This is a genomic window from Pseudomonas sp. TH43 (assembly GCF_016650635.1).
In the GTDB taxonomy this organism is placed as follows: Bacteria; Pseudomonadota; Gammaproteobacteria; order Pseudomonadales; family Pseudomonadaceae; genus Aquipseudomonas.
This window is the reverse complement of sequence record NZ_JAEKFI010000005.1, coordinates 370,885-382,500: the sequence shown is the minus strand read 5'-3', so window position 1 is coordinate 382,500 and position 11,616 is coordinate 370,885. Positions and strand designations below refer to the sequence as shown.

Below are 11,616 nucleotides of genomic sequence, written 5' to 3'. Positions count from 1 at the left end.
GATGAAAGACGTGGTAGCCTGCGAAAAGCTTCGGGGAGTCGGCAAACAGACTTTGATCCGGAGATGTCTGAATGGGGGAACCCAGCCATCATAAGATGGTTATCTTGTACTGAATACATAGGTGCAAGAGGCGAACCAGGGGAACTGAAACATCTAAGTACCCTGAGGAAAAGAAATCAACCGAGATTCCCTTAGTAGTGGCGAGCGAACGGGGACTAGCCCTTAAGTGGCTTTGAGATTAGCGGAACGCTCTGGAAAGTGCGGCCATAGTGGGTGATAGCCCTGTACGCGAAAATCTCTTAGTCATGAAATCGAGTAGGACGGAGCACGAGAAACTTTGTCTGAATATGGGGGGACCATCCTCCAAGGCTAAATACTACTGACTGACCGATAGTGAACTAGTACCGTGAGGGAAAGGCGAAAAGAACCCCGGAGAGGGGAGTGAAATAGATCCTGAAACCGTATGCGTACAAGCAGTGGGAGCAGACTTTGTTCTGTGACTGCGTACCTTTTGTATAATGGGTCAGCGACTTATTTTCAGTGGCGAGCTTAACCGAATAGGGGAGGCGTAGCGAAAGCGAGTCTTAATAGGGCGTCTAGTCGCTGGGAATAGACCCGAAACCGGGCGATCTATCCATGGGCAGGTTGAAGGTTGGGTAACACTAACTGGAGGACCGAACCGACTACCGTTGAAAAGTTAGCGGATGACCTGTGGATCGGAGTGAAAGGCTAATCAAGCTCGGAGATAGCTGGTTCTCCTCGAAAGCTATTTAGGTAGCGCCTCATGTATCACTGTAGGGGGTAGAGCACTGTTTCGGCTAGGGGGTCATCCCGACTTACCAAACCGATGCAAACTCCGAATACCTACAAGTGCCGAGCATGGGAGACACACGGCGGGTGCTAACGTCCGTCGTGAAAAGGGAAACAACCCAGACCGTCAGCTAAGGTCCCAAAGTTATGGTTAAGTGGGAAACGATGTGGGAAGGCTTAGACAGCTAGGAGGTTGGCTTAGAAGCAGCCACCCTTTAAAGAAAGCGTAATAGCTCACTAGTCGAGTCGGCCTGCGCGGAAGATGTAACGGGGCTCAAACCATACACCGAAGCTACGGGTATCACCTTCGGGTGATGCGGTAGAGGAGCGTTCTGTAAGCCTGTGAAGGTGAGTTGAGAAGCTTGCTGGAGGTATCAGAAGTGCGAATGCTGACATGAGTAACGACAATGGGTGTGAAAAACACCCACGCCGAAAGACCAAGGTTTCCTGCGCAACGTTAATCGACGCAGGGTTAGTCGGTCCCTAAGGCGAGGCTGAAAAGCGTAGTCGATGGAAAACAGGTTAATATTCCTGTACTTCTGGTTATTGCGATGGAGGGACGGAGAAGGCTAGGCCAGCTTGGCGTTGGTTGTCCAAGTTTAAGGTGGTAGGCTGAGATCTTAGGTAAATCCGGGATCTTAAGGCCGAGAGCTGATGACGAGTTATCTTTTAGATGACGAAGTGGTTGATGCCATGCTTCCAAGAAAAGCTTCTAAGCTTCAGGTAACCAGGAACCGTACCCCAAACCGACACAGGTGGTTGGGTAGAGAATACCAAGGCGCTTGAGAGAACTCGGGTGAAGGAACTAGGCAAAATGGCACCGTAACTTCGGGAGAAGGTGCGCCGGTGAGGGTGAAGGACTTGCTCCGTAAGCTCATGCCGGTCGAAGATACCAGGCCGCTGCGACTGTTTATTAAAAACACAGCACTCTGCAAACACGAAAGTGGACGTATAGGGTGTGACGCCTGCCCGGTGCCGGAAGGTTAATTGATGGGGTTAGCTAACGCGAAGCTCTTGATCGAAGCCCCGGTAAACGGCGGCCGTAACTATAACGGTCCTAAGGTAGCGAAATTCCTTGTCGGGTAAGTTCCGACCTGCACGAATGGCGTAACGATGGCGGCGCTGTCTCCACCCGAGACTCAGTGAAATTGAAATCGCTGTGAAGATGCAGTGTATCCGCGGCTAGACGGAAAGACCCCGTGAACCTTTACTATAGCTTTGCACTGGACTTTGAATTTGCTTGTGTAGGATAGGTGGGAGGCTTTGAAGCGTGGACGCCAGTCTGCGTGGAGCCAACCTTGAAATACCACCCTGGCAACTTTGAGGTTCTAACTCAGGTCCGTTATCCGGATCGAGGACAGTGTATGGTGGGTAGTTTGACTGGGGCGGTCTCCTCCTAAAGAGTAACGGAGGAGTACGAAGGTGCGCTCAGACCGGTCGGAAATCGGTCGTAGAGTATAAAGGCAAAAGCGCGCTTGACTGCGAGACAGACACGTCGAGCAGGTACGAAAGTAGGTCTTAGTGATCCGGTGGTTCTGTATGGAAGGGCCATCGCTCAACGGATAAAAGGTACTCCGGGGATAACAGGCTGATACCGCCCAAGAGTTCATATCGACGGCGGTGTTTGGCACCTCGATGTCGGCTCATCACATCCTGGGGCTGAAGCCGGTCCCAAGGGTATGGCTGTTCGCCATTTAAAGTGGTACGCGAGCTGGGTTTAGAACGTCGTGAGACAGTTCGGTCCCTATCTGCCGTGGACGTTTGAGATTTGAGAGGGGCTGCTCCTAGTACGAGAGGACCGGAGTGGACGAACCTCTGGTGTTCCGGTTGTCACGCCAGTGGCATTGCCGGGTAGCTATGTTCGGAAAAGATAACCGCTGAAAGCATCTAAGCGGGAAACTTGCCTCAAGATGAGATCTCACTGGAACCTTGAGTTCCCTGAAGGGCCGTCGAAGACTACGACGTTGATAGGTTGGGTGTGTAAGCGCTGTGAGGCGTTGAGCTAACCAATACTAATTGCCCGTGAGGCTTGACCATATAACACCCAAGCAATTTGAGTACTCGAAAGAGCATCAGATTGCGGTGTGTGAAGACGAAACGAACCGAAAGTTCGACCGCCCCTAAAAAGGCAGCACAAAACACCGAAAACTATCCCATACCCAATTTGCTGAAGCGAGGCCATCTGGCCACGGTTCGGTACCCGAATTTCTTGACGACCATAGAGCGTTGGAACCACCTGATCCCATCCCGAACTCAGCAGTGAAACGATGCATCGCCGATGGTAGTGTGGGGTTTCCCCATGTGAGAGTAGGTCATCGTCAAGATTAAATTCCGAAACCCCAATTGCGAAAGCAGTTGGGGTTTTGTTTTGCCCGCAGGAAAGTTCGTAAAGCAATAAGCGCTTTGATCGCTTGAAAGTTTCAGAAGCAGCGGTCAGTTGGATTCGTCTGTTTCGAACTTGGCAATTGACGTGGTGACGTCGTTCAGACTTCGGCGGCCATTGACCGTGTACTCGCGCTCGCGGTCGTCTACCGAGCCCGGTTTACGCACGGTCATTTGCGCATACAGTCCATCTTTCTTGCTGTAGCTGCCGTAGTGATTGTTCATCCTCGCAATAAAACACTCACTTGCGATGATCACCGGGAAGTCAGCAACAGGCTCGATCACGTAATAGCCCGCGCCGTAACCATAGTATTCCTCGCTGTCATTGGCTGAAGGAGGAATAGGACAAATCGGCTTTCTCTCCTCCCCGTTCCCGTATGACTCTTTATCTATCGTGGCCAAACCTTTCGCCAGCGCCCGATGCAGGCCGGGTTTCAGCGTGTAAGTGGTTTTTTTGTCTTCTTTTTGCTGTGTGCGGGGAATGCTCAGTCGATAACGGTAGCGTACTTCTACCAACGGTACTTCCACGTTAATTTGCAGCGGACTGAGCAAATAGACGTTATCGACTCCATACGAGCTGTCGCGATAGGCGGCATAGACCTTGCCGCGAATGCTGATCCAGTTCACGGACTGATTGGCGCCGCGATCACTGATGGAGTAAAGCGAACTGCCAATACCTGATTCCTGGCCCAGCGCTGCGGTTCTGCGGGTGAACCGGTCACCGTCACGGCGGTAGGTTTCGAAGAAGCTGAACAGCCCGGTGCCGCCAGTGTAGGTCTGAACGATCAGGTCGCGCTGTCCATCTCCGTCCAGATCAAGCAAGTTGAACGAAGTCTGCCCAAGTTCGGTGTCGGCATCCAGGTTTGAGGCTTGCATAGCCTTCCACTCGCTCTGGGTAACGCCCTTGGGAGAGGACTTCGGGAAGTGCGTTTTTTCAGAATATTGACCATCGTCAGACTCTGCGTAAAAGGTTGTCAGGGGGCTTTTGATCGACAATGAGGCAAGTGTCCGTTCCAAGGCAAACTCCGGATCTTTTTTGCTCATCGCTTGAATGCGCTGTTGCAGGTCGTCCATTACTTGTTTATCGATGTCATTCGGTTTGAAGACAACCGCTGCCTTCCACGCCGCTTGCAACAATTGCAGGCGCTCGCGGTAGTGCTGATCCAGGCAAGAAACATCCTCTGCACACTCATTCCGGGTGTCCAGCCACTGCCGTTGAGAGCGTTTAAGTTCAGGCTGCGTCTGTGCCGATGCCTTCATCAAACCCCGATACACCATGCCCATTTGCGCATCAAGTTCATGCAACTCTTTACTTGCGCAGATAGTGTTTTCGACGACATTCGCCGCTTTTATGCAATCCATTCCGGCCGCCATCGCTTGCTGAACAAACAGCGCTGCGCAGGCGGACACAATGCAACGTTCCTTGATGTACACGCAGTCATCCTTGTTTTGAGTAGTTGTACAGGCGCGCAGGGTAATCGTTGGGCGAGGAATCTTGAAGCGCTGGCTTCAGAGAACGCTACTTCTGGCCGATAACCCACTCGGTGACTTCAAAGTCGAGCGAAATCGCTTGATAGCATTTGGCCGCCAGCTATCATCTGCGCGCCTGAAATTGCCACTTTCTTCAATTGCCTGGAAATCTTCGATGCTGTCGTATCACCAAAAGAGTTTTCTGATCGTCGATGATTTCTCGGATTTCCGCAGTTCCGTTCGTTCGATGCTGCGGGAACTTGGGGTCAAGGACGTCGACACCGCCGACACCGGTGAGCAGGCGCTGAAGATGTGTGCACAGAAGTCCTACGATTTTATCTTGCAGGATTTCCATCTTGGCGACGGCAAGAAGAACGGCCAGCAGGTACTCGAAGACCTGATGCTGGAGAAGCTCATCAGCCACGAAGCGGTGTTCGTCATGGTCACCGCCGAGACCAGTCAGGCGATGGTGCTCAGCGCGCTGGAGCATGAGCCGGACGCGTACCTGACCAAGCCGTTCAACCGCTCCGGGCTGGCCCAGCGACTTGAGCGTCTGGAGCAGCGCAAGACGCTGCTAAAACCGATTCTGCAAGCTCTCGACCGTGGTAAACCGGTCGAGGTGCTCAATGCCTGCATCGCTCTGTGCAAACAGGATATTCGCTATTCGCCGCTGTGCCTGCGTTACCGTGCCGATGCCCTGCGCGACATGAACCAGAACGAAGCGCTGGAGCGTCTTTACGACAGCATCATTGCCGACCGGCCGTTGCCGTGGGCGTTTGCCGGGTTGGGCAAATTGCTCTTCAAGCGTGGGCAAGTGGCGCAGGCCAAAGGTGTTTATGAGAAAGCGCTGAAGGTGTTCCCGATGATGCCGGCGCTGTACGACGGCATGGCTGAAGTCCTGGTTTCCGAAGGCGATACCAAAGGCGCGCAGCAGGTGCTCGAAGAAGCGATCAGGTTATCGCCGCTGGCGGTGCGTCGGCAGGCGTTGCTGGGCAAACTGGCGATGGCCAACGAGGATTTCGACACGGCTTCGCGCGCCTATCGTCAAGCCGTGGCGCAGGGCGCGCAGTCGCGGTTCAAGGACCCGGAAAGCAACCTGGGGCTGGCTCACGCGCTAATCAGCAAAGGCAGTGAGCGTGGTCTCGATACGCGCACGCGGCTTGAGATCAACACCACCCTGAGTGCGGTCGCCAAAGAGAACCCGACCGATCCCGGCCTGCAGATCCGTGCACGTCTGATGAAGGCCACCAGCCTGTTGCTCAATGATGCCGAGACTGCCGATAAGCTCACCGAACAAGCGTTGATGCGTCTTGATGGCATGGAGCAATTCATGAGTCCGGAAGCGGCGCTGCTCGTCGCCAAGCAATTGCAGATGCTGGGTCAGGCTGAGGCGGGCACCTCGATGCTCAAGAGTTGCGCGGAGATCTACGGCGACGATCCGGCAGTGATGAAAGACATCGCCAAGCTCACCGATGACCCGACTATCCTCAGTTCCAGCAACGCTGCCGCTGACCTCAACCGTCAAGGCGTGCGGGTGTACAAGACCGGCAACCTGGTCGAGGCCCGCGAGGTGTTCCGCAAGGCGCTGAAGATGCAACCGAAAAACATCAGTATCGCCCTGAACATGGCCCAGTCGCTGCTCCATGGCACTGACACCAGTGTGCCGTCGGCGGAGCTGGAAGAATGTCGGGCCTGCCTGAAACTGGTTGGCCTGATGCCCGACACCGACGCGCGTCATGCGCGTTATCAGAAGCTGAAAAGCAAGGCGTTTGGCGAATGAACGACGATCAGCAGGCGCTGGATTTTTCCACGGTGATTGCCTCCACCGTCCACGACATGAAGAACTCCCTGGCCATGCTGATGCAGGCCCACAGCCAGTGGCTGGCGCGATTGTCCGAAGCACAGCGCCAGGGTTCGGAGCAGGGCGTGATCGATTTCGAGTTCGCCCACCTCAACGGCATGCTGGTGCAATTGCTTGGGCTGTATAAGCTCGGCGTCAATCAGCTACCACTGCAGCCGGCATATCACGAACTCGACGATTTCATCGAGGCGCAACTGGCGGCGCATCAGGAAGTGTTCGCCAGCCGCGGGATCATCGCCACGTACGAGGTTGATCCGCTGAGTCCGCTGGGCTTCTTTGATCGTGAACTGATTGCCTCGGTGCTCGGCAACTGCATCAACAATGCAATCCGCTACGCACGCGAGTCGTTGCTGATTACTGTCAGTGACGAAGCGGGGCAGTTGGTGCTGACCATCAATGATGACGGCGACGGTTATCCGGCCGAGATGCTCGAGCGTCAGGCCGATTACGTGCAGGGCATCAATCACAGCAGCGGCAGCACCGGGCTGGGTTTGTATTTCGCCAATCGCATCGCAGCGCTGCATCAGCGCAACGGCGTCGAGGGCCGAACCGAAATCAGCAATGGCGGCCCACTGGGCGGCGGCCTCTTCAGCCTCTACCTGCCCTGACACAACACCGGCCCCTACAGAGAAAAGGATTTTGTTTGGCGCTGCTTGATATTCCGAACAGGCGAAGCCTATTTTGTACGAGTCGCCGTTCGCGGCTCGCACAATAACAAGGATAGCGTCATGACAACCGATGGCCAGCGTTCACTCGCACAGCGACTGACGGGCATTGATGAGATTGAATGTGTCACGCCGGATTTGAATGGCGTGCCACGGGGCAAGGTGATGACCGCCGAGGGTTTCCTCGAAGGGCGGCGTTTGCAGATGGCGCGGGGAGTGCTGCTGCAATGCATCATGGGCGGTTATCCAGCGGCGCGGTTTTACGGCAGCGATGACGGCGATCTGGCGCTGGTGGCCGAGCCAACCATGATTCACCCGCTACCGTGGAGCGACGAGCCGCGTGCTCTGGCCATTTGCGACGCTGATGAGCTGACCGGTGAAAGCTCAAACCTGTCGACCCGTGGCCAGCTCAAGAAGGTCATTGCCCGATACGCAGCGCGCGGTCTGGCGCCGGTGGTAGCGACTGAGCTGGAGTTCTTTGTCTTCGCGCCAAACACCGATCCGACCCAGGCATTCCGTCCGCCGGTTGGCCTCGACGGTCGCCGCGAAGATGGCTTGTCGGCGTTCAGCGTCAGTTCCAACAACGGTCTGCGCCCCTTCTTCAGTGAAGTCTATAAATGCATGGCGGCCCTCGGCTTGCCGCGCGATACCTTCATGCACGAAATGGGGGTCAGCCAGTTCGAGATCAATCTGCTGCACGGTGATCCACTGTTGCTGGCCGACCAGACTTTCCTGTTCAAGCACCTGCTCAAGGAAGTTGCGCTCAAGCACGGCTTGACCGTGGTGTGCATGGCCAAGCCCCTGGCGCACACGCCGGGCAGCTCGATGCACATTCACCAGAGCATCGTTGAAATCGGCAGCGGCAAGAATGTGTTCAGCGACGAGAATGGTCAGCCGACCGCGATGTTCCGTCACTTCATCGGCGGGCAGCAAGCGGGCATGGCCGATTTCACCGCACTGTTTGCTCCCAACGTGAACTCCTATCAGCGTCTGTGCCACCCGTACGCTTCGCCAAACAATGCGTGCTGGTCACACGACAATCGCGCCGCTGGCTTGCGTATCCCCGCCAGTTCGCCGGTTGCACGTCGGGTTGAAAACCGTTTGCCGGGTGCCGATGCCAATCCGTATCTGGCGATTGCAGCCAGTCTGGCCGCCGGTTTGCATGGGATCGAGCATGAGCTGGAGCCGACCGAAGCGATTCAAGGCGAGTTTGAAGTGCCGGACAACCTTTCGTTGCCGTGTACCTTGCATGCCGCCCTTGAACGTCTGAAACGTAGCCAATTGGCGAGGGAACTGTTCGGAAAGGAGTTCATCGAAGGCTACATCGCTTCGAAGACCATGGAGTTGACCAGCTTCTTTGATGAAATTACTCCCTGGGAAAGGCGTGTTCTAGCAGCCCAGGCCTGACGAACCGTCGCCACCGGACTATCGTTTTGAGAGTCCGGTATTTACTGCAAGGAGCCGCTCGGAACGCCGATGCGCCAAATCTGGAAATCCTTTCGAGCGCTGTATTTTGCCTCGCTGATGATGTTGATCGGCTCGGGCCTTCTATCTACTTATCTGGCGCTGCGTCTGGCCGCTGACCATGTCGACGGACTTTGGGTCGGTGCACTGATGGCGGCCAACTATTTTGGCCTGGTGCTGGGCGGCAAGATTGGCCACCGGCTGATTGCCAGGGTTGGGCATATCCGCGCTTACTCGGCGTGTGCCGGGATCGTCGGTGCGGCGGTGCTCGGCCACGGGCTGGTCGACTGGCTGCCGGCGTGGCTGGTGCTGCGGACGATCGTTGGTCTGGGCATGATGTGCCAATACATGGTGATCGAGAGCTGGCTCAACGAGCAGGCGGAGGCCAATCAGCGTGGTCTGGTGTTCAGCGGCTACATGATCGCCTCGTATCTGGGTCTGGTCTTGGGCCAGCTGATTCTGGTCATGCACCCCGGGCTGGGTCTGGAATTGCTTATGCTGGTCGCCCTGTGCTTCGCGCTGTGTCTGGTGCCGGTGACCTTGACCCGGCGGATTCACCCGGCGCCACTGCACCCGGCGCCGATGGAGCCACGCTTCTTTATCAAACGTGTCCCGCAGTCGCTGAGTACGGTGCTCGGAGCGGGCCTGATCATCGGCTCGTTCTACGGCCTGGCGCCGCTGTATGCCTCGCAGCAGGGACTGTCGACCGAGCAGGTCGGTCTGTTCATGGGTAGCTGCATTTTTGCCGGATTGCTGGTGCAGTGGCCGTTGGGTTGGTTATCTGACCGTTATGATCGAGCGCTGTTGATTCGCTGTTTTGCCGGGTTTCTGGCGGTGGCGGCCTTGCCCTTGGCGATATTGCCGCAGGTTCCGCTGGAGGTGCTGTTCGTGGTCGGCTTCCTGTGTTCGCTGGTGCAATTCTGTCTGTATCCGCTGGCGGTGGCGTTCTCCAATGACCACGTCGAAGGTGATCGTCGAGTCTCGCTGACGGCCATGCTGTTGGTGACCTACGGCGTTGGTGCGAGTATCGGGCCGTTGCTTGCGGGCGTGCTGATGAAGTTTCTCGGCAGCCAGAGTCTGTATGCGTTCTTCAGCTTTTTTGCGTTGGTGCTGGTGTGGCGGATTCGGCCGAAGGCGGTGACCAATCTGCATCAGGTCGACGATGCGCCGCTGCATCACGTGGCCATGCCGGACAGCATGTCGAGTTCGCCGCTGGTGGCGGCGCTGGATCCGCGGGTGGATGAGCAGGTGGTTCAGGAGCAGATGCAGACCCCGGTTGAGCCTGAGCCGGAAGTGGAGCCTGAAGTGCAGATTGAGCCTGTCGTGGCAGTTGCATCCGATGATGTAGACGATCATCCGACGCCAGACATCAGTGGCGCCAGACCCTGAAGGGAAATGCATTCCTGTGGCGAGGGGATTTATCCCCGTTAGGCTGCACACAGTCGCAAAACCCTCCAGCTCGGTTTAACAGGAACACTGTGCAGTCAGGATTTGGCGCCGCTTCGCAGACCAACGGGGATAAATCCCCTCGCCACAGGGAATTTATTGGTCCTGCTACCGCGAGGCATAAAAAAGGGCAGTCCCGCCAAGGACTGCCCTTTTTATTTGTCGCTACCAATCACATATCGTCTTTGTCGAAACGCCGTGCTTCACGCTGCAATTGATAAACAAAACGCTCAACATTGCGGGCTGCCTGGCCACTGATGTTGTGGAAGCGCAGGCCGGCAAAGGTGATGTTGAGTTTTTCTTCGAAGTGCAGGTAACGCAGTTCGACCGAAGTCGGCTGGTTGCCGAACAGCGGCGGGGCGATCATGCGGTCGTAGACCTGACCCAGCTGCAGGCGATCAGTGATGTCGCCCTCAAAACGCAACTTGCAGCCGGTGGCGGAAATATCCAGCAGTTTGCCGTTGATCGGCGCCTTGAGCTTTTCGCCGCCGAGTTCAACGCTGACCAGGTCGGTCAGTTTCAATGCGGCGCGAAATGCATTGCGGCGCTGGTGGTAAACCACTTCGGTCGGCATTTCGCCGGTGTAAAAGCGGTCGCCTTCGGATTCTTCGATGTTCAGGGTGCCGGTGCATTCCCAGGCGATGCGCACGCCTTCATGGAAACCTTCGACCCGGAACGGTTCGCCGGCGAGCAGAAAGCGTTCGCCATCGCGCGGAATCATTTCGTCGAGGGCAATCGAAGCGCTGTCGCGGTCGACTTTGATCAGGTAGCTCTGGAAGCGCTGGCTGCGTTCGTGGAACGTGATGATCAGCGGGTCGTGGCTATCTTGCAGTTGGCGCAGGTTGCTGGAGATTTCCAGTGGCGTGGTGAGCACCTTTGGTGGCTGCGGAGCATCATCCGCGCTTAGGGCGTTTGGCACGTTTTCTCAATCTCCAGACAAAATTTGACGATGACTAGCCAGCATTTTGCCAGCATGTTTCACGTGTTGATAGTGCAGGGCCATCGAATGGCTCACGCCTGGCTGAGCGTACGCGGCTTGGCAGGTTTGGCGAAAGTGCCGCTAGCGTCATAAAGCGCTGGCGGTTCGCCGCCCGTGAGGATTTTCAGCTGATTGGCCGTGGTGGCCTGCTGGATCTGGATCGACTGGCCATTCTTGACGTTGGCGGCCTGGCACTGAGCGATGAGATCGGTCAATGCGTCACCTTGCGTCAACAGCTGCGCGCCAATGCTCGACTGGCCGGCCAGTTGCTCGAGGCCCTGGCGATCAGTCGACAGGCCAAGGCTGGCGAGGATTTCGCTGCGCTTGCGGCCATGCTGTTCAAGCAGAATGATCAACGCCTGTTTGCGCGCCAGAATTTCTTCCAGCAGTGGCATGTCACGACCGTGCAAAGCGAGGGCCTCGGTTTGCAGTAACTCCAGCAAATCTTGAGCTGGAGCAAAGTCGTCGTTGATCAGTTGCAGTAAGTTAGTGTCGTGCATGGCTGGCCTTGGGTTTTAAGCGTCCAAAAGCCTGGCGCC

General features: G+C 56.2%; 7 protein-coding genes and 2 rRNA genes (1 of these 9 only partly in view). 6 read left to right on the top strand and 3 right to left on the bottom strand.

All coding sequences use genetic code 11. The annotated features are described in order from the left end of the window. Positions 1-2,847 (top strand): 23S ribosomal RNA (locus JFT81_RS29315); it begins 47 nt to the left of the window's first position. A 171-nt stretch (positions 2,848-3,018) separates the two neighbouring features. After that, positions 3,019-3,134 (top strand): 5S ribosomal RNA (gene rrf, locus JFT81_RS29310). 109 nt (positions 3,135-3,243) lie between these two features. On the opposite strand, the gene JFT81_RS29305 is transcribed toward rrf, so the two are convergent. Next, positions 3,244-4,626: a lysozyme inhibitor LprI family protein gene (locus JFT81_RS29305; RefSeq protein ID WP_201231097.1), complete on the bottom strand. Its 1,383-nt coding sequence runs from the start codon at positions 4,624-4,626 to the stop codon at positions 3,244-3,246. A 211-nt stretch (positions 4,627-4,837) separates the two neighbouring features. Between JFT81_RS29305 and JFT81_RS29300 the strand changes: the two genes are divergently transcribed. The 4 genes from JFT81_RS29300 to JFT81_RS29285 all read left to right on the top strand — a co-directional run bounded on the left by JFT81_RS29300 (position 4,838) and on the right by JFT81_RS29285 (position 10,041). Continuing rightward, positions 4,838-6,442, top strand: coding sequence for a tetratricopeptide repeat-containing response regulator (locus JFT81_RS29300; protein ID WP_201231096.1), 1,605 nt, complete (start codon positions 4,838-4,840; stop codon positions 6,440-6,442). Continuing rightward, positions 6,439-7,131 carry a HAMP domain-containing sensor histidine kinase gene (locus JFT81_RS29295; RefSeq protein WP_201231095.1) on the top strand — a complete coding sequence of 231 codons (693 nt, stop codon included), beginning with the start codon at positions 6,439-6,441 and terminating at the stop codon, positions 7,129-7,131. Before JFT81_RS29300 ends, JFT81_RS29295 begins: the two co-directional genes overlap by 4 nt. Positions 7,132-7,353: 222 nt before the next feature. Continuing rightward, positions 7,354-8,595 (top strand): glutamine synthetase family protein, encoded by a 1,242-nt coding sequence (locus tag JFT81_RS29290; protein ID WP_201231106.1) that lies wholly within the window; start codon positions 7,354-7,356, stop codon positions 8,593-8,595. Between the two features lie 69 nt (positions 8,596-8,664). Next, positions 8,665-10,041 carry an MFS transporter gene (locus JFT81_RS29285; protein ID WP_201231094.1) on the top strand — a complete coding sequence of 459 codons (1,377 nt, stop codon included), beginning with the start codon at positions 8,665-8,667 and terminating at the stop codon, positions 10,039-10,041. Positions 10,042-10,270: 229 nt separating this feature from the next. Here JFT81_RS29285 and JFT81_RS29280 read toward each other — a convergent pair whose 3' ends face one another. Continuing rightward, the gene (locus JFT81_RS29280; protein WP_201231093.1) at positions 10,271-11,017 is read right to left on the bottom strand and encodes a flagellar brake protein; all 747 of its coding nucleotides are present in this window, start codon (positions 11,015-11,017) and stop codon (positions 10,271-10,273) included. A gap of 92 nt (positions 11,018-11,109) precedes the next feature. Continuing rightward, entirely contained in the window at positions 11,110-11,577 is a 468-nt protein-coding gene (locus JFT81_RS29275; protein WP_201231092.1) for a flagellar protein FlgN, read from the bottom strand. Positions 11,578-11,616: the final 39 nt, after the last annotated feature.

Excerpts from the sequence above, each read along its gene's own strand:
- JFT81_RS29300 (WP_201231096.1), top strand. The coding sequence starts at position 4,838 with ATGCTGTCGTATCACCAAAAGAGTTTTCTGATCGTCGATGATTTCTCG.
- JFT81_RS29295 (WP_201231095.1), top strand. The coding sequence starts at position 6,439 with ATGAACGACGATCAGCAGGCGCTGGATTTTTCCACGGTGATTGCCTCC.
- JFT81_RS29290 (WP_201231106.1), top strand. The coding sequence starts at position 7,354 with ATGACCGCCGAGGGTTTCCTCGAAGGGCGGCGTTTGCAGATGGCGCGG.
- JFT81_RS29285 (WP_201231094.1), top strand. The coding sequence starts at position 8,665 with ATGCGCCAAATCTGGAAATCCTTTCGAGCGCTGTATTTTGCCTCGCTG.
- JFT81_RS29275 (WP_201231092.1), bottom strand. The coding sequence starts at position 11,577 with ATGCACGACACTAACTTACTGCAACTGATCAACGACGACTTTGCTCCA.